Annotated in this window: 20 protein-coding genes; 13 read left to right on the top strand and 7 right to left on the bottom strand. The window is 41.3% G+C overall.

The window, feature by feature from the left end; translation table 11 throughout:
* Positions 1 to 13 precede the first annotated feature (13 nt).
* The 3 genes from BKH46_RS01220 to BKH46_RS01210 are packed head-to-tail and all read left to right on the top strand — an operon-like array spanning position 14 to position 3,352.
* Positions 14 to 1,105 (top strand): nitronate monooxygenase, encoded by a 1,092-nt coding sequence (locus BKH46_RS01220; protein ID WP_095224989.1) that lies wholly within the window; start codon positions 14 to 16, stop codon positions 1,103 to 1,105.
* A 19-nt stretch (positions 1,106 to 1,124) separates the two neighbouring features.
* Positions 1,125 to 2,498, top strand: coding sequence for an N-acetylmuramoyl-L-alanine amidase (locus BKH46_RS01215; protein WP_095225040.1), 1,374 nt, complete (start codon positions 1,125 to 1,127; stop codon positions 2,496 to 2,498).
* Between the two features lie 11 nt (positions 2,499 to 2,509).
* Complete coding sequence (locus BKH46_RS01210) at positions 2,510 to 3,352, top strand: hypothetical protein (protein ID WP_095224988.1); 843 nt, start codon at positions 2,510 to 2,512, stop codon at positions 3,350 to 3,352.
* On the opposite strand, the gene BKH46_RS01205 is transcribed toward BKH46_RS01210, so the two are convergent.
* Positions 3,349 to 4,032 carry an MqnA/MqnD/SBP family protein gene (locus BKH46_RS01205; RefSeq protein WP_095224987.1) on the bottom strand — a complete coding sequence of 228 codons (684 nt, stop codon included), beginning with the start codon at positions 4,030 to 4,032 and terminating at the stop codon, positions 3,349 to 3,351. The genes BKH46_RS01210 and BKH46_RS01205 overlap by 4 nt on opposite strands.
* Positions 4,033 to 4,166: 134 nt before the next feature.
* On the opposite strand from BKH46_RS01205, the gene abc-f reads away from it, so the two are divergent.
* The 4 genes from abc-f to BKH46_RS01185 all read left to right on the top strand — a co-directional run bounded on the left by abc-f (position 4,167) and on the right by BKH46_RS01185 (position 11,134).
* A complete protein-coding gene (gene abc-f, locus BKH46_RS01200) occupies positions 4,167 to 6,101 on the top strand; it encodes a ribosomal protection-like ABC-F family protein (protein WP_095224986.1) in 1,935 nt (644 codons plus the stop codon).
* A gap of 214 nt (positions 6,102 to 6,315) precedes the next feature.
* Positions 6,316 to 8,877 (top strand): bifunctional aconitate hydratase 2/2-methylisocitrate dehydratase, encoded by a 2,562-nt coding sequence (acnB, locus tag BKH46_RS01195; RefSeq protein WP_172402514.1) that lies wholly within the window; start codon positions 6,316 to 6,318, stop codon positions 8,875 to 8,877.
* A 202-nt stretch (positions 8,878 to 9,079) separates the two neighbouring features.
* The gene (locus BKH46_RS01190; RefSeq protein ID WP_095224984.1) at positions 9,080 to 9,745 is read left to right on the top strand and encodes a Crp/Fnr family transcriptional regulator; all 666 of its coding nucleotides are present in this window, start codon (positions 9,080 to 9,082) and stop codon (positions 9,743 to 9,745) included.
* A gap of 9 nt (positions 9,746 to 9,754) precedes the next feature.
* Positions 9,755 to 11,134 carry a type IV pili methyl-accepting chemotaxis transducer N-terminal domain-containing protein gene (locus BKH46_RS01185; RefSeq protein WP_095224983.1) on the top strand — a complete coding sequence of 460 codons (1,380 nt, stop codon included), beginning with the start codon at positions 9,755 to 9,757 and terminating at the stop codon, positions 11,132 to 11,134.
* A 4-nt stretch (positions 11,135 to 11,138) separates the two neighbouring features.
* Here BKH46_RS01185 and tgt read toward each other — a convergent pair whose 3' ends face one another.
* Complete coding sequence (gene tgt, locus BKH46_RS01180) at positions 11,139 to 12,272, bottom strand: tRNA guanosine(34) transglycosylase Tgt (RefSeq protein WP_095224982.1); 1,134 nt, start codon at positions 12,270 to 12,272, stop codon at positions 11,139 to 11,141.
* 71 nt (positions 12,273 to 12,343) lie between these two features.
* On the opposite strand from tgt, the gene BKH46_RS01175 reads away from it, so the two are divergent.
* The 6 genes from BKH46_RS01175 to bioV are packed head-to-tail and all read left to right on the top strand — an operon-like array spanning position 12,344 to position 19,871.
* Positions 12,344 to 13,771 (top strand): TrkA C-terminal domain-containing protein, encoded by a 1,428-nt coding sequence (locus BKH46_RS01175; protein WP_095224981.1) that lies wholly within the window; start codon positions 12,344 to 12,346, stop codon positions 13,769 to 13,771.
* 7 nt (positions 13,772 to 13,778) lie between these two features.
* Entirely contained in the window at positions 13,779 to 14,822 is a 1,044-nt protein-coding gene (gene aroB, locus BKH46_RS01170) for a 3-dehydroquinate synthase (RefSeq protein ID WP_095224980.1), read from the top strand.
* Positions 14,823 to 14,827: 5 nt separating this feature from the next.
* Positions 14,828 to 16,411 (top strand): mechanosensitive ion channel domain-containing protein, encoded by a 1,584-nt coding sequence (locus BKH46_RS01165; protein ID WP_253248268.1) that lies wholly within the window; start codon positions 14,828 to 14,830, stop codon positions 16,409 to 16,411.
* A 2-nt stretch (positions 16,412 to 16,413) separates the two neighbouring features.
* A complete protein-coding gene (gene mtaB / locus BKH46_RS01160; RefSeq protein ID WP_095224979.1) occupies positions 16,414 to 17,685 on the top strand; it encodes a tRNA (N(6)-L-threonylcarbamoyladenosine(37)-C(2))-methylthiotransferase MtaB in 1,272 nt (423 codons plus the stop codon).
* Complete coding sequence (locus BKH46_RS01155) at positions 17,672 to 19,348, top strand: AAA family ATPase (RefSeq protein ID WP_095224978.1); 1,677 nt, start codon at positions 17,672 to 17,674, stop codon at positions 19,346 to 19,348. The genes mtaB and BKH46_RS01155 overlap by 14 nt, the downstream gene beginning before the upstream one ends.
* The gene (bioV, locus tag BKH46_RS01150) at positions 19,338 to 19,871 is read left to right on the top strand and encodes a pimelyl-ACP methyl ester esterase BioV (protein ID WP_095224977.1); all 534 of its coding nucleotides are present in this window, start codon (positions 19,338 to 19,340) and stop codon (positions 19,869 to 19,871) included. Before BKH46_RS01155 ends, bioV begins: the two co-directional genes overlap by 11 nt.
* 85 nt (positions 19,872 to 19,956) lie before the next feature.
* On the opposite strand, the gene BKH46_RS01145 is transcribed toward bioV, so the two are convergent.
* The 5 genes from BKH46_RS01145 to BKH46_RS01125 are packed head-to-tail and all read right to left on the bottom strand — an operon-like array spanning position 19,957 to position 23,518.
* Positions 19,957 to 20,736 carry a TIGR02757 family protein gene (locus tag BKH46_RS01145; RefSeq protein ID WP_095224976.1) on the bottom strand — a complete coding sequence of 260 codons (780 nt, stop codon included), beginning with the start codon at positions 20,734 to 20,736 and terminating at the stop codon, positions 19,957 to 19,959.
* Positions 20,733 to 22,553, bottom strand: coding sequence for a flagellar hook-associated protein FlgK (flgK, locus tag BKH46_RS01140; RefSeq protein ID WP_095224975.1), 1,821 nt, complete (start codon positions 22,551 to 22,553; stop codon positions 20,733 to 20,735). The genes BKH46_RS01145 and flgK overlap by 4 nt, the downstream gene beginning before the upstream one ends.
* Positions 22,554 to 22,561: 8 nt before the next feature.
* The gene (locus BKH46_RS01135; RefSeq protein WP_095224974.1) at positions 22,562 to 22,990 is read right to left on the bottom strand and encodes a hypothetical protein; all 429 of its coding nucleotides are present in this window, start codon (positions 22,988 to 22,990) and stop codon (positions 22,562 to 22,564) included.
* A gap of 57 nt (positions 22,991 to 23,047) precedes the next feature.
* Positions 23,048 to 23,251, bottom strand: coding sequence for a flagellar biosynthesis anti-sigma factor FlgM (locus BKH46_RS01130; RefSeq protein ID WP_095224973.1), 204 nt, complete (start codon positions 23,249 to 23,251; stop codon positions 23,048 to 23,050).
* Positions 23,252 to 23,308: 57 nt separating this feature from the next.
* On the bottom strand, positions 23,309 to 23,518 hold the full coding sequence (locus tag BKH46_RS01125) for a hypothetical protein (protein ID WP_095224972.1): 210 nt from the start codon (positions 23,516 to 23,518) through the stop codon (positions 23,309 to 23,311).
* Positions 23,519 to 23,626: the final 108 nt, after the last annotated feature.

The raw sequence follows: 23,626 nt of genomic DNA, 5'->3' as shown, positions 1-23,626 counted from the left end.
GGGAAAATTATCGATGAACATAAAGCTGAAATCACTAAAGATCGGGAAACACACAATCAAATACCCCATATTCCAAGGAGGAATGGGCGTGGGGATTAGCTGGGATGAGCTTGCTGGAAATGTATCTAAAGAGGGAGCTTTGGGTATTATCAGTGCAGTGGGAACGGGGTATTATAAAAAAATGCACTTTGTTGAGAAAATCGTTTCTTCTAAGCCCTTTGAAGCGATCAATTTTTATTCCAAGCAAGCTTTGATTGAGATTTTTAAAAATGCTAGAAAAATTTGTGGCGCTAATCCGTTGGGTGCAAATATTTTGTATGCAATCAATGAATATGGCAGAGTGGTTAGAGATGCTTGTGAAGCAGGGGCGAATATCATCGTAACAGGCGCAGGTCTGCCTACAAATATGCCAGAATTTACAAAAAATTTCCCTGAAGTGGCATTGGTGCCGATTGTTTCTTCTGTCAAGGCCTTGCGTATTATTTGCAAACGTTGGGAGGAGCGCTATCAGAGGCTTCCAGATGCTGTGATTGTCGAGGGGCCTTTGAGCGGAGGACATCAGGGCTTTAAATATGAAGATTGTTTCAAAGAAGAATTTCAGTTAGAAAATCTCGTCCCCCAAATCGCTCAAGAAGCCCAAAAATGGGGCAATATCCCCGTGATTGCTGCAGGGGGGATATGGGATCGCAATGATATTGATAAAATGCTAGCGCTTGGGGCTAGTGGGGTGCAGATGGGGACGCGATTTTTAGGCACAAAAGAATGTGATGCCAAGGCTTATGCAGAGATTTTACCCCATGTCAAAAAAGAAGACATCAAGCTAGTCAAATCCCCTGTGGGCTATCCTGCTAGGGCGATCAATATCGGTGTTTTGAAACGGATTGAAGAGGGCACAGCGCCCAAGATCAAATGTATCAGCAATTGTGTTTCTCCTTGCCATCGGGGTATAGAAGCCAAGGCAGTGGGGTATTGTATCGCCGATAGTTTAGGCAAGGGGCATATGGGCGATAAGAGCGAGGGGCTTTATTTCAGTGGGGCTAATGGCTATAGGATAGAAAAAATAGTGAGCGTAAAAGAGTTGATTCACGAACTGACACAGGAGTGATCGTGTGCGCTCTATCCTGATGTTGTGTTTTGTTTTATTGGGATTTAGCTTTGGTTCTGGTTTGAAAATTCTTCAGATTATTCCCTTTGGCACAAGCAGTGTTCGGATTAGCTTCAATCAAGATATTTCAAAACTATCCTTTAAAGAACATAGCCTTAAGGATTTTAGGAGCTTTTTGGATATACAAGCAGTGCTTACTATCCCCAAAAAAGACTATCGTTTTTCCAATCAAACACAAGTTTCTATCGCCCAAAATACTCCCCAAATCGTGCGTGTTGTCATCAAAACTAGCAAAGATAGCACTTATCAGACGCGTATTGTCGAAAAACATCTATATATCAGTATCATCGACAAACTCCCCGAGCCCAAAATTAAGCCAAAAACTGAAGTTAGGGCTAAAACTGAAGTCAAGCCAAAAACTAGCGCCATCAAATCCACATCTAAAAGCCCTCCAGCACACATTACCCCTCCCCCCCCATCAAAACAAGCCAAGCAAACAAGCCAAACAAAACAAGCAAGCCAAGCCCCCTCCAAAGCCCATACGGCCTCAAAGGCAGCTCCCAAAGCCAAAGAAGGGGCCTTTAAATCCAAAACCTCTTCTGCACAAGTCTCTCAAAATCTTGCCAATAAAAAATCCCAAAGCTCTGCTGTGTCTAAAACACTCCCTCAAACCTCTACAAAATCTCTCCCCTCACAAGCCCCCCAAAAGCACAAAAAATATAAAATCGTGATCGATCCCGGCCATGGGGGCAAGGATTGTGGGGCGATGGGAGTGAGTAAGGTGTGTGAAAAAGTGATTGTTTTGAGTGTTTCAAAGTTTTTAGCCCAAGAGCTTAAAAAAAGGGGCTATATTGTCTATATGACGCGCGATAAAGATGTTTATATCAATCTCAAAGAGCGCACGGAGTTTGCCAATGCAAAAAATGCAGATTTGTTTGTTTCTATCCACGCTAATTCTGTGCCTAAAACCTCTAATGATAGCCCTCAAGGGGTCGAAACTTATTTTCTCTCTACAGCGCGGAGCGAGCGAGCTAGGAAAGTCGCTGAACTAGAAAATAAAGACGATATTGATATCATGAATTATTTTTCTAAATTTTCTTTTCTAAATTCTTTAAACTCCCATCGACTCATCGCTTCTAATAAACTAGCCATTGATATACAATTTGGGATTTTGCGCGAACTCCGTAAATCATATCAAGGTATTGTTGATGGGGGTGTGCGGGAGGGGCCTTTTTGGGTGTTGGCAGGGGCGTTGATGCCCTCAGTTTTGATTGAGATAGGCTATAATTCCAATCCCATTGAAGCGCGCAGGATCGATGATAAGCGCTATCAGAGATTTTTGGCAAAAGGGATAGCTGATGGGATTGATGGTTATTTTGCCAAAAACTATTGATAAGGAATTGCATGCGGCCTGATGTGTATAAAGTTATTTTTTCTTCTGTCTTTTTTTTGCTCTTTGTTTTTAGCGTTTTGACACTTTTGGTTTCACAATTTAGCAATACTTTTTCTCAATTATTTTTGATTTTAACCGATGAGGGCAGGGTGTATGATGGGCTGATTAGTTTTTTTTGTTTTTGTGGTGTGCTGCTTGCGTTGGGGTATGTGGTGGGGGCGTCTTATGCACGTCAAGATGTGCTTGTCCATAGACTCATAGCGATGGGGGTTTGTATTGTTTTGATTTTTGTTTTGATTTTACGGCTCACAATGCTAGAAACACTGGATTCACCTTTGCTAGGCTTGGGACATCAAGAGAATTTGATGGATTTGTCTTTTTGGGATTTGGTTAGGGTGAATTTTTCTTCTATTGTGATTTCGGGGTTTTTTTATATTTTTTTTCTGTTTGTGCCATTGGGTTTATGGGGGTTTGGCTATCAACTAGACACAAAGCATAAGCTAGGGAAATATCTAGATATGTTCTGCCCTTCTATCAATGTCTGTATCATCGCGCTATTTGCTTCAGGGCTTCAGGCTTATTATGACAAGGGCAATGCGTGGCTTTATCTTGATTTTTTTCTGTTTTGTCTGGCATTTGTGCTGCTGATACGCGTTTTTTTGCTGCATAAGGAGTTTTTTGGATTTTATGAGTATGCAAATATGTTGTTTTTGATTTTAGGTGTGCTTGTGTGCTTGTTTTGCTCTAATATCTTAGCCCAAGCCCAAGATTATTATCACATGCGTTTGGCATTTTATGTGCTCGCGTTTTTGGGCTGGTGTGGGGAGTGGATGTATGCGAGTTTTAGGCACTAGAAGCGAGCGGGCTTTTTGATTTTTTTGAGTAATAGTGCGTGGTAGAATCGCTGGAGTCCTAATTTTTCTTTAGGTCCCATTTTGTAGTAAATATGTTTGAGGTATTCAAGGATATATTGCTTGGAGATGGAGGTTTTTTGGGCATATTGCATTAAGATGTAATGGGGGATTTTGATTGGTTTTTGATTGAAGTGTGTGGAGATTTTTTGGTAAAAATCCCTGTGTGTATTGAAACAAAATCGGCCAAAGACAAAGGGCAAATGTGTCTTTGCATACCAAACTTCGCCCATATCAGTATGTGCCCCACCAAGATAGCGATAAGCAAGTGCACGATCGCCAATGAGCACTTCGCCTTGAAGCCCTAAGACCTTGCAAAGGGCGTTAGAAGTGGCTGATTGGTAGTCTTGTGCTTGTGGGGCAGGGATAACCATCACACTCCATACACTTCCTTTAGCGATGATAGCTGAGTTCGTGGCTTTATGCTTGCGGGCTGAAGAATAGCCTGCGATAGAAGAGATAAAGCCTGCATCGATCCTTTGGAATAAAAAATCTTTATTCAATCTAGCAGGATAGGACTTTTTGAGTTGTAAAAATTTCTTGAATCCAGAAGTGGCAGGATAAGCCTTGATAAAGACATCAAAGGGCAAGAGATTGATGTATTCTATTTTTCCAAAACGCATATAAGCTCCCTTGGGAATGGGTGAGAAAACTTTAACTAAAATTTTACAATGATCGCACAAAAATATAAAATTTTAGTAACTACCATCACATTTTGGATTTTAGTATAATTGCCTATATCAAATCAAGGGAAATCATGGCATTAGTGAGTTTGCTCAATATCAGCAAGCAGTATGATTATAAAGTGATCTTAAAAGATGTGAATTTTTCTATCTGCAAGGGCGAGAAAATCGCGATTGTGGGTAAAAATGGCAGCGGGAAAACGACCTTAGTCCAGATCCTTACAGGCCAGATAGAACAAGATGTGGGCGAGAGGATCACTCAAAATAATCTTAAGATTTTAAGTCTGGCACAAAATCCTGTGTTTGAACCTCTCATGAGCGTGAGGGAGGTGTGTGAGGAGAGTTTGAGTGAGCTAAAAAATGCACACAAAAGGCTAGAAGCTATCAATCTTGAGCTCAAAGACCACTCTCAGCCTGCAGCCCTCCTAGAAGAGCAAGGGCAGCTGATGGGATTTATCGAGGAGCATCGGGCGTGGGATTTGAGTGGTAAAGTTGAAGAGATTTTATTGCGTTTTGATATGCTTGATGTGGCCGATAGGCTAGCAAATACCTTAAGTGGGGGCGAGCAGAAGCGTTTGGCACTTGCAGGATTGCTATTAAAACAAGCTGATATACTCATACTCGATGAGCCGACCAACCATTTAGATGTCCAGAGTGTGGAGTTTTTAGAAGAGATGATTGGCTCTCTTGAGTGCAGTGTGGTTTTTATCAGCCACGATCGGTATTTTATCGAGAGTTTAGCCCACCGAGTTGTAGAAGTCGATGGAGGGAAGCTCACAAGCTTTGAGGGAGGGTATCGCAATTATTTGCAGAAAAAAGAAGAAATCTATCAGCGCTTATCCAAAGAACACGAACATCTACTCAAGCTCTTAAAAAGCGAGGAAGAGTGGCTGCAAAGAGGTGTGCAAGCAAGGCGAAAGCGCAATGAGGGGCGCAAAGCTAGGGTGCTGCAAATGCGTCAAATGGCAAAGAGCAATCCTAGCATTATCTCTAAAATGCGCCTAGAACTCCAGCGAGAGAAGCAACATTTCAATCGCGAGGAGGGGGTCAATGCTAGAAAAATGCTTTTTGAGTGTGAAAATATCACAAAAGCACTAGGGGATAAGGTTTTGATTAAAAATCTTACTTTGAGGGTCTTGCAAAAAGATAAAATCGCGATTGTGGGTAAAAATGGCAGTGGGAAATCGACCTTACTCAAGATACTTTTGGGTCATCTCAAGCCCGATAGTGGCACACTCAAACGCGGGGATATGCGTATTGGGTATTTTGACCAGCATAGAGCAATGCTTGATGAGGATAAAAATCTCCTTGAGATATTTTGCCCCAATGGTGGGGATCATATCGAAGTGGGCAATAAGAGTATGCATGTATTTGGGTATCTGAAGAATTTTTTATTCCCTAAAGAATTTTTGGATAAAAAAATCTCTTATTTGAGTGGTGGGGAGAAAAACAGAGTCGCATTAGCGCTTTTATTTACAAGAAAATATGACTGCTTGATTTTAGATGAACCCACTAATGATTTAGATATTGCAACCATCAATATTTTAGAAGAATATCTCCAAAACTTTGAGGGTGCAATCCTTTTTGTGAGCCACGATCGGTATTTTGTCGATAAAATTGCCCATAAACTCTTGGTGTTTAGGGGTGATGGGCTGTGTGAGGAGATTTATACAGATTATAGTGAATATCTTGATATGCAAAAAGAACTGAGCGAGTATGAAAATATACAAAAAGAACTCAAATCCACGCCCATACCCACGCCCAGACAAAAAAAGCCCACAAAACTCAGCTACAAAGAAGCCCAAGAGTTGGAGCATTTGCCCTTGGCTATTGAGCGCTTAGAGCAGCATATTTCAGATTTGGAAGCAGCTTTGAGTGATGTGAGTCGCTATGAAAATAGCAAGATTACGCAGATGGCATTAGAACTACAAGAAGCAAAAGATAAGCTAGAAGAAGATGTAGCAAGATATTTTGCACTCGAAGAAAAAGCCCAAGAGCTATTGGGATAGGGCTTTTGGGGAGATGTGGTATTTTGAGGTGGGGTCTGAAGAGTGGGGGAGTGTGTGGTGTTTAAATGGTGGGGGAAATGTAACAATTTGACACATAGCGACCACAATCAGTTGGTGGTAATTGCTTTATTGTTAAGCTAAGTTTGAATATTATATACTCTGTAATGATTATCGATAGGCAGAATATCGATCCAAACTACCTAAGGAGATTGTGATGCAAGAGTTTATCAGTGAATACAAACGTGTGCAAGAAACAAGGAAGCAAGAGGGTGTCCCCCCACTCCCATTAAATGCGAGTCAAGTGCAAGAAGTCATCAAGATCTTAACAGATACAGCCTGCTCTAAAAGTGATAGGGAGTTTGCTAAGGAGCTTTTGATCCATCGAGTGAGCCCTGGGGTCGATGAGGGGGCGAAGGTCAAGGCAGAGTTTTTGGGGAAAATCTCTCAAGGAGAATTGAAATGTGCTGATTTTTCGGCATTAGAAGCGATCAAATACCTAGGAACTATGCTAGGGGGCTATAATGTGGGCTATCTGATAGAGGGCATCAAACATCAAGACTCCTCCATCGCCCAAGAAGCAGCCAATGCGCTCAAGCATACTTTGCTTGTTTATGACGCTTTTGAAGTAGTTGCCAAACTCTCTGCTAGCAATCCTTTAGCAAAAGAAGTGATTGCATCGTGGGCAAATGCAGAGTGGTTTTTGAGCAGAGAAGCATTGCCTGAAAAGATACAAATGTGCGTGCTTAAAATCGATGGAGAAACCAATACTGATGACTTAAGCCCTGCATCTGATGCCTTCACACGCAGTGATATTCCCTTGCACGCTAAGGCAATGCTTAAAAGTCGCATAGAAAACTATGAAAAACGTCTTGAGAATATCAAATCAAAAAATATCCCTGTTGCTTATGTTGGCGATGTCGTGGGGACAGGGAGCTCTAGGAAGTCAGCTTGTAATTCTATTATGTGGCATTTTGGACATCCGATTCCTTATGTTCCCAATAAAAAAAGTGGAGGTGTTGTGATTGGTGGGGTGATCGCGCCGATATTTTTCAATACTTGTGAAGATAGCGGGGCATTGCCGATTATTGCTGATGTCAAGGACTTGAAAGAGGGCGATGTGATTGATATTTATCCCTATGAGGGGATCATCAAGTGCGATGGCAAGCAGGTCAGTTCTTTTAAACTCACGCCTTTGACGATTGTAGATGAAATGCGTGCAGGGGGACGTATCTCTTTGATTATCGGCAGGGGATTAACCAATCGAGCTAGGGAGTTTTTAGGATTGGGCGAGTCGGAAGTCTTTGCCAAACCTGAAGTTCCCAAGGATACAGGCAAGGGCTATACTTTAGCACAAAAGATCGTAGGGAGAGCTTGCGGGGTTGAGGGCATTAGAGCGGGGAGTTATTGTGAGCCAAAGGCTACGACTGTGGGGAGTCAAGATACTACAGGGGCAATGACTAGAGATGAGGTCAAAGAGCTAGCAAGCTTGAGTTTTAGCGCTGATTTTGTCTTGCAAAGCTTTTGCCATACAGCTGCTTATCCCAAGCCAGCTGATATTAGCTTACAGGCTACTTTGCCTGAATTCATGACAACAAGGGGCGGGGTGGCACTGCGACCTAAAGATGGGATTATCCACTCTTGGATCAATAGAATGTGCTTGCCAGATACTTTGGGGACAGGTGGAGATAGCCATACGCGATTCCCCATAGGTCTGAGCTTCCCTGCTGGGAGTGGGCTAGTGGCTTTTGCGGCTGTGACAGGTGCGATGCCTTTGAATATGCCCGAATCTGTGTTGGTGCGCTTTAAAGGGAGCTTGAATCCGGGCATTACTTTGAGGGATTTGGTCAATGCGATCCCTTATTATGCTATCAAGCAAGGGCTTTTGAGCGTGGAGAAAAAGGGCAAGAAAAATGTATTCAATGGGCGTATTTTAGAGATTGAGGGCTTGGGTGATATCAAAGTCGAACAAGCCTTTGAGCTCAGTGATGCGAGCGCAGAGAGGAGTGCAGCAGCGTGCAGTATTTTGTTGAATAAAGAGCCGATTATTGAATATTTGCAATCTAATATCGAGCTGATTGAAAAGATGATCCAAGATGGCTATGAAAACGCGCAGACCCTCAAGCGCCGAGCCGATAAAATGCGTGAGTGGATCAAAAACCCCACATTATTGCAGCCAGATAAGGATGCAGAGTATGCAGCTGTGATTGAGATTGATTTGGCTGATGTGAAGGAGCCGATTTTGGCTTGCCCCAATGATCCTGATGATGTAGCGACCTTGAGTGAGATTTTGCAAAATCCCAAGCGACCCCATCATATTGATGAAGTTTTTATCGGGAGTTGTATGACAAATATCGGGCATTTTAGGGCATTTGGCGAGATTGTCAAGGGAGCAGGGGCGTCGCCTGCTAGAGTTTGGATCGCCCCACCAACAAAGATGGACGAGAAGCAGCTCACTAAAGAGGGCTATTTATCGATATTTGGTGCTGCAGGGGCGAGAATGGAAATCCCTGGGTGCAGCTTGTGTATGGGGAATCAAGCCCGTGTGCGTGATAATGCCGTGGTGTTTTCGACTTCTACAAGGAATTTTGATAATCGCATGGGAAAAGGGGCGCAAGTTTATTTGGGGAGTGCTGAGCTTGGCGCTGTGTGTGCATTGCTAGGGAGATTGCCTAGCACAGAAGAATATTTGAAGCTTGTCCCAGAGAAACTTCAAGGCAAAAAAGAAAGTGTTTATCGATATTTGAACTTTGATAAAATGGAGGATTTTAGCTTGTAGATTGATTGTATCAAGGCTTTGGGCGTTTTAAGAGGAGGTGTGGGGATAGAGTAAAAGGGAGATATAATGCTTCAGGGGTCTTTGGTATTTTGGGAGAAGAGATTGGGCCAAGAGCTTGGTTGCAAGCCCTTTGTTTTGGGAGCTAAGGGGCAATTGAGTGCTGCTATTTGCCTGATGGGTCATCACTAAGAGGGGTTTGGGATTGATAGAAAAACTCAAAACACTTTCTTTGTTTGAAAATATTTGTGATGGACTTTTGAGCGAGATTTGTAGTTTTAGTAAAATAAAATCTTACTTTAAAGATGTGATTTTGTTTTATGAGGGCGAGAAGATGGAGCAGTTTTTGTTCTTGCTTTCTGGGGCTGTGAGTATTGATAAATTCGATCGTTTTGGTAATAAAAAATACCTCTATAGTATCCATCACACGCAAGAATATCAAGATGAATTGCTGCTTATCAATGATATTGGTTTGAGTGAAATCAAGACTTTTGGCAACGCCTCTATCTTGCAAGATAGCGAGATTGTCAGTATCGATCAGAAGAAATTGCTTGATTGGGGCAAAAGAGATGGTACATTATGGGAAAATCTCACCAAGCAAGTGATTTTAAAAAATCAAATCCTAGCCCAAATCATCAATCGAGATATTATTTTTGATGCGATGGCAAAGCTTGCTTATATGCTAGATAAACAGCTCTATCGCTTCAACTCGACCCAACGCCAAGAAGTCGCCTATCAGCTCAATATCCAGCCTGAAACGCTCTCAAGGATACTCAAAAAGCTCAAACAAGATGGAATCGTGGGGCTGGATACAAAAGGTGCATTGGTTGTCTTGAACCAAACAAAACTGCAAGAAATCTATAAAATATAATGAGGCAATATGAAGCTAGCTTTTAAAAAACCTATCTCTTCTAGACTTTTTGCAATCGCAACAGTGACTTTTGTGATGGTCTTTTTGGTGATTGCTATCAATATCTATCTGAATAAAAAAAACCTTGCCCTCACGCATATCCTCAATCAAATCAACGCACAAATCCGACTTTCTCAAGTGATGATCAAAGAAGTATTTTTGAGTAGTTATGCCTATAAACATAGCCCCAATCGTATCCAATCTGATGTCCAAAGCTTTGATCAGAAGTTCAATGTATTGTATTATCAAAATAATTTGTATGACTTTTTTTGGTTGGATAAAAAGGAAGCGCAAACGACCTTTGATAAGCTTTATTTCCAATGGAGCGTGCTAGCAAGTGGTATCAATGCCTATCAGATTGCCACACATTATTTGCATAAAAATCGCAGTTTTTTATCAGCAAACAATAAAAAGCTTTTGGATTTGAGCGATGGTATCGTCAAGGCAATGCTTAAAGCCCAGCGCTCCCAGCAAGAAATTGACACTGCAGGCAGGCAGCGTATGCTCAGCCAGCGCATATCTTATAAAATGCTTGTATATGCAGCCAGTCAAGATCGCAATGCCTATGAAGAGTTTTTAGAAGCCTTTGAAGCATACAATGCCACTATCGTTGCATTTTATACCCACGCTGATTATAAAAAATACCCTGCACTCTATGGCGCTATCAAAAGTAATTATAATTTTTGGCAAGAATATGCCACAAATATTCGGCAAGTCATTGCCAATCAAGAAGTTTTGTTTGATTCTTTTGTCAAAATCAATGAATATGGCACTTTGGTGAGTAAAAACCTTGAGATACTCTATGGGCTATACACAGAAGCGAGCAAGAAGATTGAGAGGACTTTTAATATCTTTCAATATATTGCTGTGGTGATGATTTCATTTGTGATTTTTGGGCTATTTTTCACGATTGCTTGGGTCAAAAGCCAGATCAAGAATTTTGTGAATTATTTCAAAGATATGAGAAAAAATAATATCTCTGATATCCAAATCGATGCCAATACAGAGCTAGCAAGGGCAAGAGATGAGATCGATGAATTTATCGAACGGATCCAAAAGACCAAGGGCTCTGCTTTGCTAGCTAAGCAGCTAGGCGAGCAGATACATAATGAAATCCTTGAAATCAGCGCTGATATCAAAACACATCTGCAAAAGAAAAATTTCACTCCAAGCGAGCAAGAAGAGATCCAAAAGCAAATCGATATGAGTGAATATATCGCTATCCAATCTAGCGATGAACTCATCAGTATCACTAGAAGATTAGAAAAACTCAAAGACTCTATCGATAAATCTGTCGATATTTATACCAATTGTTTAGCGTGCAGCAAAATCACAAGACCCAAGTCTTAAGGGGCTAGTCTTGAGATTGGCTTGTGCGTGAGTAAAAATCTTTTTTGTATGCAGCAAAATTACCTTTGAAAATAGCCTCTCTAGCGCCTTTTACAAGGTTGAGATAGAATTTTAGATTGTGGATACTCGCTAGTCTGTGGTAGGTGATTTCATTAGCTCTGAAAAGATGGTGGAGATAGGCTTTTGAGTAGTGCTGGCAAGTGTGGCAGTCACATTGCTTGTCTAAAGGCGTATCATCAGTTTTATAGCGAGCAGATTTGATATGGACTTTGCCTGTTGTGCTAAAGAGTGTGGCGTTTCTGGCATTGCGCGTAGGCATCACACAATCAAACATATCCACCCCCCTCTCAATGGCCTCTAAGATATTCTCAGGTGTGCCCACTCCCATCAAATAGCGGGGTTTATGGCTAGGAAGATATGTATTGACACAAGCGATCGTATCATACATTTCCTCTGCCTCCTCTCCTACAGCCAAGCCCCCTATAGCATATCCATCAAAGCCCTCAAGATCGCTCAAATCTTGCGCACTCTTTTGGCGTAAGCTCATATCAGTCCCTCCTTGCGTGATGGCAAATAATGCATTATGGAGTCCAATACCTAGTGATTTTTGTCGCAGGTGATGGGTTAAGCTTTCTTTTGCCCATTGTGTTGTTTTTTCGACAGAAAGGGTGATTCTATCCTTTGGGGCAGGCAGACCGATGAGATCATCTAAGACCATCATGATATCGCTGTTGAGTGCGTATTGGATATCGAGGACTTTTTGGGGGGTGAAAAAATGCTCACTCCCATCGATATGGGATTTAAAGGCAATCCCTCCATCGCATTTTTTCATATTTTTCCCCAGACTAAAGGCCTGAAATCCTCCACTATCGGTCAAAAAATTCCCATCATATTGGGTAAAATGGTGCAATCCACCGAGTGTTTGGATAGTCTTTTCTCCAGGGCGCAGATAGAGATGGTAGGTATTTGCTAGGATAATGCTCGTTTGCAAGAAGTTTTTGATATCCCAAGCATCCAGTCCTTTGACACACGCTTGTGTGCCTACGGGCATAAAAATAGGCGTCAAGACCTCGCCGTGGGCTAATGAGAGTCTGCCGGCTCTAGCTTGGGTATCGGTGGCTTCAATTCTGAAATTCATATTTTAAACCTTTTGGTATAATTATCGTATGCCTTGATGGGTCTTAAGGGAGAATATTTTAAAGGGGTATTTTGAAAAAAATCGTTTTGATTGCTGATGGAATTGTAGCAAAAAAGTTTTTGAATACAGTGCTTGAGAAGTATTTTAGTAATAATCTTTATATTGTCATCTCTAAAGATGCGAGTTTGGTGCCCATCAAAGTTCCTAGCACATTTAATTTTCAGATTTTTGATCCGACTTCTTCTTATAGGCTTTTGAGTGCGATGGACGAAGATGTCAGTGATGTGTTTATCATTATGGAAAGCCCCAGAGAAAGAGAGATTGTCTATGAAATCATCAAAAGTAGGTATAAAGCTATCCGTATTGTTGTGAGTGCCTATGAAGATGAGATTGCGCTGCCAAAATTGCTTGAAGATGAAAAAGTCGTTTTGATGGAAGAAGCCCAAATCATAGCAGGCAGGCTGCTAGCTAGACTGCCTAATGTGCCTTTGATCCCGCAAGGCTTTGGTCTTGAACAAGGGGAGGTGATGGAGATTGGTGTGCCTTTTGGGAGCGTGTTTGCTTATCGCCATATCGGTTCTATCCAGCAAAAAAACTACAAAATAGTGGGTATCTATCGCCATAGCGAATTTCTTTTGAGTAATTATTCGATGGTGATCCAACCTAGGGATATTTTGCTTGTTGCAGGCGATCCTAAGGTCTTAGACAATGTGTATCGCCAGATAAAAAGCGATATCGGTCAGTTTCCTGCTCCTTTTGGTCGGGATACTTATGTGTATGTGGATACATTGCTGCAGTCTGAAAAGGCTGTAATGCGGGATTTACATCAAGCTTTGTATGTCCATCGCCACACCAAAAGCCACAAGCTCTATATCCGAGTCTTAAACCCCGCAAATTTCCCCTTGCTCCAAAAGATAAAATCCCTAGACCAAAGCGATGTCAATGTGTCTTTGGATTATAGTGGAGCTGATTTTATCACCAAGCTCAAAGAAGATAGCGAAAAAAAAATCGGACTTGTTGTGATCGGTAAAGAGATTTTCAGCAGTAGGCACTCTCGCAAGGCTCTTTTTGATATTGCGACACCTGTTTTGAAAACAAGCCCTAGGGATATCAAAGAAGTCAAAGAAAGTATGGTCGTTTTGAACGAAGAGATGAATACAGGGGAAAATATTTCTTCGATTATCTTTGATATTTCTATCCAAATGGGCTTGGGCGTATTGTTGTATGATTTTGAGCCAGATGGGCATTATCAAGTCCAGATCACTCAAGATTATGAAAATCTCTCACGCATTTTTGATAAAAAAATCCGAGTCCATCGCACCAACTCCAAAAACCCTGTGTTGTTTTTGAAGGAAACCAAGCACCCTGTGTTGCAGTTTCTTCCCTTTGAAGAGTGTATCAGCAAGACGCGATTTTTTTGGTTTTTTTCTACCAAAGTAGAAAAAATATCGTTCATGCTTGATAATAATCCTCAGATTTTTATCCCCATTATGGAGTAGATACGCTATGGAAACAATCACAATCTGCACTTCTTGCGAACAATACCCCATATACATCGGGGCCTTGCAGCCTATCACCCATCGTAGCAAAGTCCTCATCATCACCAATCCCAAGGTCGCAGGGCTGTATCTCCCTAAGCTGCTTGCTAACTTGCAAGCCCAAGAAGTCCATATCAGCACAATTCCTGATGGCGAATCGTATAAAAATTTTCAATCAGTGGAGAAGATTTTAGAAGACGCCTTCAATGCTAAGCTCGATAGAAAATCTCTGATGATAGCCCTAGGTGGAGGGGTTATCAGTGATATCGTGGGTTTTGTGAGTGGGATCTATCAAAGGGGGATTGATTTTATCACGATCCCTACGACACTTTTAGCTCAAGTCGATGCTTCTGTGGGGGGCAAGAGTGGTATCAATAATCATTTTGGCAAAAATCTAGTCGGTTTGTTCCATCAGCCCCGTGCTGTTTATATCGATCCTAGTTTTTTATCGACATTGCCACAAAGGGAGCTAGGAGCAGGGATTGCTGAAATCATCAAGATGGCTGTTTGCTTTGATGGAGAGTTTTTCACTTGGCTAGAACACCATGACCTCAATACCCCAGATTTACTCACACAAGCCATCTCAAAAAGTATCCATATCAAATCTCAAGTCGTTTCTTTAGACGAAAAGGAAGAGGGCTTGCGCGCAGGCTTGAACTATGGCCATACCTTTGGGCATGTGATTGAAAATGAAACAAAATATTCAGTGTTTTTGCACGGAGAGGCAGTGGCTATAGGTATGCGTATGGCAAACCAACTCGCTCAAGCCCTAGGCTATATGAGTGCTGAAGAGGTCAATAGGATTGAAGCACTTTTGGGGCGCTATGGATTGGTGTTTGATTATCGTATCTGTGATGGAAATGCATTTTATGAAAAGTTTTTTTTAGACAAAAAATCTCGCGGCCAAAAGATTAAATTTATCTTGCCTAAAGGCATTGGAGGTATGATTATGCTTGATGATATTCCCAAAGAAGTCATCATATCTGTATTGAAAGGTTGGACAAAGATTTGAGGGTTATTTTTTTGTTGATTGCATTGCTTTGTTTGGCATACACACAGCCCAATAGCGAACGCATAACATCGTTGCATTTAGAGATTGAAGCCCTTGATAAAAAGCTTGTATCCAGCAATGATATTTGGCTCAAAAAATATGCAAATTTTGAAACTTATAACCAAATATACAAAGAAATTGGAGTGATCCAAAAAGACCTCAACCATCTCAAAAACACCAAAACTCCCGATTCTTTAAAAATCAGCCTACTCACGCATAAGCTCGAAACCCTCCAGCGCCAAAAAGAGCTGCTAGAAGAATACAAAACCAATCCCTTCAAAGAACTGATTGAAAAGCCCCAAATAGACAATATCCCCAGTGTCACCAACCCCATTGCTATCATCGGAGGTGTGTCATTTATCAAATCCCTAGAAGCCCAAAAGCTTGCCTTGAAGAAAAATCAAACCTCATTAGAAAATATCCTAGCAGATTTGGATAAAAAATACACACTTTTGAGCGAACTCAATCGTTTAGAAAAGTCTGAAGCCACCACCAAAGAGCTCTATCAGACCCAAACCCGAAGACTCGAACTCCAAAGCACCCAAAATATCTTAAAAACCACCATAGACATCTACAGCAAAGATAGTGATGAAGTGATCCAAAGGCTCTCTGCACAGATCAAATCACAACTTTTCAAGCTGATTTATATCGGTCTAGCGATTTTAATCAGTATTGGCATTGCATTGGCGTTAAAAATCTTTGTCCGCCGCTATATCCACGATAATGAACGCGCCTATACTGCAAGCAAGATCGTGAATTTTTTCAATATCAGCATTATTATTTTGATTCTTTTGTTTGCTTATTTGGAAAATGTGACTTATCTAGTGGCCGTGCTCGGATTTGCTTCTGCGGGACTAGCGATTGCGATGAAGGATTTGTTCATGAGTATTTTGGGCTGGTCTGTGATTATCATTGGGGGGAGTATCCATGTGGGTGATCGTATCCGTGTATGCAAAGATGGCAATGTCTATGTGGGCGATGTATTGGATATTTCAATGCTACGCATTACGATGTATGAAGATGTGACACTCACAACTTATATGGAAAATCGCCGCGCAGGCCGGATTGTGTTTGTGCCCAATAATTATATTTTCACTACAATGTTTTCTAACTACACACACGGGGGTATGAAAACGGTTTGGGACGGGATTGATTTTAGCATTACATTTGATTCTAACTACAAAAAAGCCCTGAAAATCGCCTCTGAAGCAGCGACCAAGTATTCACGGGGTTACACAGAAATCACCCGCAAGCAGCTCAATAAAATGCGGGATAAATATTCCTTGCGTAATAGCAGCGTAGAGCCCAAAACTTTCAGTATGATCGAACCCAATGGGATAAAAATCTCTGTTTGGTATCAGACCAATGCTTATGCAACTTTGAGTATCCGCAGCACCATCTCTACTGAAATCATTGAAAATTTACTCAAAGAGCCAGATATTTTCATCGCCTACACCACGACCAAACTCATCAAAGATGGCACAGATGGCTTTGCTAATAAACCAGGCAAACTCCAAGGGTTCATAGCCCCTGATGATGATAAGGACTAAAAATGAGGCAAAAGGTATTTTTTAAAACTTTTGGCTGTCGGACGAATCTTTTTGACACACAAGTCATGCGCGAAAATCTCAAGAATTTTGAATATGTTGATGATGAAGAGAGTGCTGATATTATCGTAGTCAATTCTTGCACGGTGACTAATGGGGCTGATAGCGGCTCAAGAAGCTATGTCAATCGCATGCACGCCAGTGGGAAAAGGATTTATTTTACAGGCTGTGGGGTCAAGACACAGGGGAAAAATCTGTTTGAAAAAGATTTGGCATTTGGAGTCTTTGGGCATAGTCAAAAAGAAAATATCGATACTTTTTTATCACAAGATCAAAAATTTTTTTATGATGATGCACTCAATGAAATGCATCTTGATACAACGATTGTGAGCGAGTTTGTCGGCAAATCCCGCGCATTTATCAAGATCCAAGAGGGCTGCGACTTTGCTTGCAGTTATTGTGTGATCCCCTCTGTGCGCGGGCGGGCTAGGAGTATGGATACACAGATGATTCTCAAGCAAGTGAGGGTGCTTGCTGATGGGGGGATTTCTGAAGTGGTGCTGACAGGGACAAATGTGGGGAGTTATGGGCGTGATAAGGGGAGTAATATCGCTAAGCTGATAAAATCTCTTGCTTGCATTGATGGAATCAAACGCATACGCGTAGGGAGCTTGGAGCCTGCGCAGATTGATGGGGAGTTTTTGGAGCTTTTAGATAGTGAGTTTTTAGAAAAACATCTCCATATTGCCTTGCAATACACAGAAAATTCAATGTTAGAGCGCATGAATCGGCACAATCGCTTTGAACAAGATTACAAGCTTTTAGAGTTTATCGCCCAAAAGGGCTTTGCGATAGGGACAGATTTTATCGTGGGACATCCTGGCGAGAGTGAGGGGGTGTGGGAAAGGGCATTTGCAAATGCTAAAACCTTGCCCTTGACCCATCTGCACCCTTTTATCTACAGCATTCGAGATAACACGCCCTCTGCAACAATGCAGCCTGTTGTCAATGGCGCTATAGCTAAAGAGCGCCTCCATCAGCTCAATGATTTGGTGGAAGAGAAAAATCTACATTTCAGAAAAGCGCTGCAAGCCAAACAAAAAGTGCTGCAAGTTTTGATTGAAGGACATCAAGAAAGCCCGCAAGGGAGTGTTTATAGTGGTTTAGATGAATATTTTAATAAAGTCAGAATCCACACACAAACGCCCTTGGAGAGTAAATGGCTGCAAATAAGGGATTATGAAGTATTAGATGGAGTGAATCGTGTTGAAATCTAAAAATCTGCTGATAGGGATTGTGGGGACTTTGGTCGTGATTGTGCTAGTAGTATTTTTGCTAGCTAAGGATAATGCAGAGCTCATCAGCCCCCAACAATTCAACTCATTGCTCCAAAGCCAGCCCATTAAGAGCGTTTCTATCGGCGATGATTATATCTATTTATACACAGATTCAAAGAGCTATAAGACTGCTAAGAGCGTGTTTTCTCCCTCAAATCTTCAAGATATAGCCATCAAGGTGCAAGGGCATATGGAGCTCGGAGAGATATTTGCTGGGATAGGGATTGTTGTGTTGGTTGTGTTGGGGGTGATGGTGCTTGGGAGGGCATTGTTTTTGACTTTTAAAAAACCTCTTCCATCAAGTTCTATCAAGCCATTTTATCAGACACAGACCTTTCAAGAAAATGCAAGCAGGCTTGAAGATACGCCCATGGCACCGCCAATCCACTCATCTGTGAGATTTAAGGATGTAGCAGGGATCAAAGAGGTCAAAGAAGAGCTTTTAGAGATTATTGACTATCTCAAAAATCCTAAAAAATATCAAGATTTGGGGATTTCCTTGCCTAAGGGCGTTTTACTCATAGGCCCTCCGGGTGTGGGGAAGACAATGATTGCTAAGGCAGTAGCTGGCGAGGCTGGCGTGCCGTTTTTTTATCAGAGTGGGAGTAGTTTTGTCCAGATTTATGTGGGTATGGGAGCAAAACGCGTGCGTGAGCTTTTTTCTAAAGCAAAGGCCACCACTCCCTCGATTGTCTTTATCGATGAAATCGATGCTGTAGGCAAGGCCAGAGGTGGGAATCGCAATGATGAACGCGAGGCCACGCTCAATCAGCTTTTGACAGAGATGGACGGGTTTGAGGAGAGTGGGGGGGTGATTGTGATTGGGGCGACAAACAAAATCGAAGTGATCGATGAAGCGCTTTTGCGTAGTGGTAGGTTTGATAGGCGCGTGTATGTGGGGTTTCCTGACTTAGAAGAGCGTATAGAGATACTCCAGATTTATCTGCAAGATAAGCAATACCATCTTGACTTATCTGAGGTCGCTAGAATGTGTGTGGGCTTTAGTGGGGCGATGATTGCTTCTTTGGTCAATGAGAGTGCTTTGAGTGCTTTGAGGCGAGAGAGCAAGCTCATAGAAATGCGGGATATTTTAGAGGTCAAAGACAAAGTCGCACTGGGTAAGAAAAAAATCCAAGCATTGAGTGAAAAAGAAAAAAATATCCTCGCACTCTATCAATCAGCCAAGGCCATCAGTGCGTATTGGCTCGATGTGGAGTTTGATAAGGTGACTTTGATGGGTGAGTTTATTTTAGATATTGACAAGGAAGTTTTGAGTAAGAGCGAGATGAATAATAAAATCAAAGTCCATCTGAGTGGTATCATCGCTTTAGAGCTTATCTGCAAAGAAAAATACACCAATGCCCAAGATGACATCAAAAAAGCGTGTCAAATCGCTAGAGAAATGTGCGAAGAATATGGTATGGCAAGCCGCATTATCGCAAGAGAGGGGGATATTTCTGAAATCCTCACACTTGCTTTTGAAGAGCAAAAGGAATTTTTGAGTAATTCTAAAGAAAGCATACTTTTGCTAGCCAAGCAACTGCTAGAAAAAGAAAAACTCAATAAAGAAAGTATCAAAGAAATCACCCAAAATGTATTTTAGTGGGTTTTGTTTCCAAGGAGAGCAAGAAGTTTTTAAGCCCCTGATAGCAGATATGGGGGCTTATGATGTGTGTGGGTTCAGTCGTGGCGCTCAGAGGGCTTTTGAGTGGGCTTATGAAAGGCTGGAGAATCATTGGCGTATCCAGAAAGTGATTTTGCTCTCTCCAGCGCTATTTCAAGACAAAACCAAGGCTTTTAAAATCGCTCAAATGCGCGCTTTCAAAAAGGACGCACAAGGCTATGTGGAGAGATTTTTGCAAGCAGCAGGGGTAGATAAAGAGATGGAAAGATATATCCATACAGAAAATGTCGATGCGCTGCAGGGGTTGCTTGAGTATGTGTGGAGTGAGGAAAAATTACAAAAAATGCACGCACATCAAGTAGAGATTGAAGTTTATTTGGGGGGAAGAGATGGGGTGATTGACGCTAATTATGCACGCGATTTTTTTGCCCGATATGCGAGGGTGTATTGGATCAAATCGGCCAATCATTGCTTGAAAACTTCTATAGAAAATAAAGCATAGAACATACAAGCAAAGAATATGCAAAAAGAGAGATTTGCGTAAAGATATGCATAAAGTTTGTGTGTTTGAAGTGGTTCAAAAAATGCTAGATTGCTGTTTGGAGTGTCTTTTCTTGCCCGAGTCTATAGAGGGCGAAGTCATATTTTATGGGGTCGATGGGATCGAATTTTTTCAGTGCTTGAGTGGCTAGGATAGCTGCATAGAGGTCATAGGTCTTTCTTTGGAGGAGCTTGAGCTTGTGGCAAGTATGGAAAGTATGCGTATCTAAGGGCAGAATTAATTTTGATGTATCTATCACCCCCTCCCATACTCCAAAATCTAAAGCGTCTTTTCTACTCAACCAGCGCAAATACATATTCCAACGTTTTAAAGGTGAGCTGCCTTTTGGGTTTGGCTTGATAGTGCCAATGAGGAAGTCTAGTCCTCTAGTTTTTGCTATGGGTTCTAATATCTCATAGAGATGTCCCATAGCCAAGTGGATACCCTCGATGACATTTTGATGGCGTCTATAACCCTTAAAAATGAGCTCTCTGATTCGTGTGGTCTGTATGAGCTTGTGGATGGCGATAAAAAAAACTCGGATATCATTAGAAGTCTGGAAGCGATAAAATGGGAAATCTGCTTTTTCAATCGCCCCCACACAAGAAGTGAGGAGTGAAAAATCTAGTCGCTTGAGTAAAAGCAGGATTTGTTTGGCATTGCCATAAGAAAACAGAGCACAAATCAAAGCAATCTCTTCAAAAAATTCGTGGTTTTGGTAGTTTTTGAGCACCAAAAGGGGATCGGGCTTATCTTCTGTGAGCTCAAGGGGATTGTTTTTGTGTGCGTAATGCTGATCTAAGAAAAACTTCAGATCCTCTCTCACTGCTTGATACCTAGTAATGTATCGATCATTTTATCAATAGTGGTGATGACTTTTGCATTGGCTGCATAGCCGCCTTGGAATTTGATGAGATTGACCATTTCTTCATCAATACTGACTTGAGAGATGGCTAAGCTTTCTTTTTTGATAGCTTCAAAGACTGATGTTTTAGTGTCTAGGGTTTGCTGGGACTTTTCGGTATCTGTGGCGATTTTTCCTGAAACATATTGATAAAATTCACTAAGTTTCATGGGCTCAATATTGAATTTATCATCATAAAAATCAACATTTTCATATTGGAGCTGCTGCATCATATTAGCGACATCAAAGTTACCATTGATGGGCGCTAGCCAAGGTCTGATATAGGTAGGGTCATTTTTATATTTTGTATGCAATCGGATATTTTGCGCATTATCCCCTTCAAAAAATGGATTCAGACCCAAAGCCCCTGTGAAGTTGGTGCCATTGTCTTTGAGGGACACATAAAGCCCTTTTGATGGCTCTTTGGCTTGGATATAGAACTTTTTGGCATCGTTATCAAAATATGCTTGGAAATAATCATCAAAATCATTGGTCGCATTGTTATCGTGGTTGTCATCAGTGTTGGCATTGATGGCTTTGATGAGGTCTTGCATTGTGGTGATATCATCGATTTTGATAGTTTTTTTGGCAATTTCTTTACCATCGGTGCTATAGGCGATGAGGTCAAAAGTCCCGTTTTTGATGTTGTAGTTAGTGTCTTTGAACGCTTCATTGTTTTCAAAATCAAGCTGGGCGCTTTCGATTTGGTGGCTAGCGCTTTGGGCATAGATAGCATTGCTTGATTCGATCAGTCCTTTGGCAAAGGAATCTAAAAGATTGATATAATTTTGGAGTTTGCCTATTTTAGTGCCATCATAGCCGCTATTATAGAGCCCAATCAAAGCCCCGACTTTGCCTTGGTTGAGCTTGTCTGTAATATCTACATTTTTAAAATCATCGCCTCTGAAATAGATCCGATTGAGATAATCGGAGTTATTTTTTTTCTCGATACTCAAAGGGTGGAATATCGTCCCATCAACGATATTAAAGCCTTGAGCGATGTTTAAGACATAGCCATCATCAAAATCAGCTGTTTTTTTATCATTGAGTGCGTTGGTTTTGAGATTGCTTTTTGAGATATTGCCCCCGATAAGCTCTTTGAGATGGAACTCTAACTGATCTCTCCTATCGCGGAGTTCATTGGCTTGCTTGAGTATTTTGGGGTCTTCCATTTCTTTGAGTTTTTGATTGATTTGCGCGATTTGTGCACCCAGATTATTGACTTCTTTGATCGTGCTCTCAAGCTCTTGACTTGCTTTTTGCTGGAGTGTGCTAAGCTTGGCGCGCGTGTCTTTGATGTTGTGAGTGAGCACTTCGGTGTTTTTGGCTAGGACTTGCTTTTGGGCAGGGTCTTTGGCGTTTTTGGCTAAATCTTTCCACGCATTGAAATACTGCTCTAAATCATTATAAATCCCCACACCATCGACATCAGGGAAGTAGGCTGAAGCCTCTCTGAGATTGGCAAATTCTGTTTCATAGAATTCGTGGTCTTGGGCAGCCTTGGCATATCGAGAAAACACAAATTCATCATGGACTCTCTGGATACTCTCCACCTCCACGCCTCGACCAACATTTTTGCCCTGCACAGAAAGGGGGGGTTCTGGTTTGGCGATGACTCTTTGTCTGCTATAAAATTCATCGCTAGCATTTGAAATGTTGTTTCCTGTTACATCTACCATCACTTGATGGGCTTGGAGCCCTGTGTAGGAGGTGTTGAGTGAAGATAAAATACCGCCCATATGCTGCCTTAAGCTTGGATTTTCAAAAAACTGCTCTCAGGGGGTCTGTTCCCTTTGTAATCACAGATTTCGTGGGGAATGATCTTTTGGATCAAAGATGAATAAAACTCCGATACAGCAAATACAATGCGTGCGTAGTTGGCATTGAGTTCTTTGAGCTCTTGGAGGTTTTTTTTCATAGCGCCTAAAAGCTCGCTAGAGGTTGCGTCAATGAGGTCATTGAGTGGCTTGTTGGGGAATTGATTTTTGAGATGGAGCATTTCTTGATCGATGAGAGTTTTTTTGCTCTCAAAGGCTTTGATGAGTTCTTGTTTTTTGTGATTGCGCGAAAAGATAATTTCGTGGTGAGCGACCTTGATATCATCAATATCAGAACAAGTCAGCTCTATCAGCGAAGAGAGATCGGAGATGGCACCTTTTAAGTAGCTATGCAACATAAGTTTGATCCTAAAATATTCATTTTTAGACCCCTATGTTTGATGGGATCGCAATGTCTATGATAGGTTAAGCAAATTTGATGCCATTTTTTCAGAAGTTTTTTGTAAATCAACGCGATAAGCGTCTTTTTTGATCAATTCTCTGATTTGAGCGATTTTGTCTGTGATTTCTTTGGCTTCGTGTGGCTTGATACTTTCTGAAGATTTTTTATTCTCATTCATAATCAAAGCAGTATTGAGCGTTCCTACGGGGTTTATCATCTGTTTCTCCTTGGCTTTAGAAGGTATGCATTAATATCGACATAAATATGAAACATTTTAATTAGTTTTTTTGATTTGCTTGAGCATTTCTTCTTTGAATTTAGCGATATCGACAACGCCATTTTGGGGCTTAGCATTTTCAAAAAGCGATACATCGGTATTGGATGCATAAGTATAGATAATGACAAAGGTCATACTATAACAAAAGAGAAAAAAGCAAATTGTGGGAAAAAGCCAATTTTTCCAATCAAATTTTTCAAAATCCATCTCAAACTATCCTTTGGGAAAATGCTGTATTTTTGTGATTATAGCAAAGTTTGCTCTCTATTTTGCTTCCATCGTCGCATTTGTCTAAATAATATATAATCATTTTTT

This window comes from Helicobacter sp. 12S02634-8 (genome assembly GCF_002272865.1).
Classification (GTDB): Bacteria; Campylobacterota; Campylobacteria; order Campylobacterales; family Helicobacteraceae; genus Helicobacter_J.
Note: the sequence above shows the minus strand (reverse complement) of the source record. Positions and strands in the feature narration are given on the sequence as shown.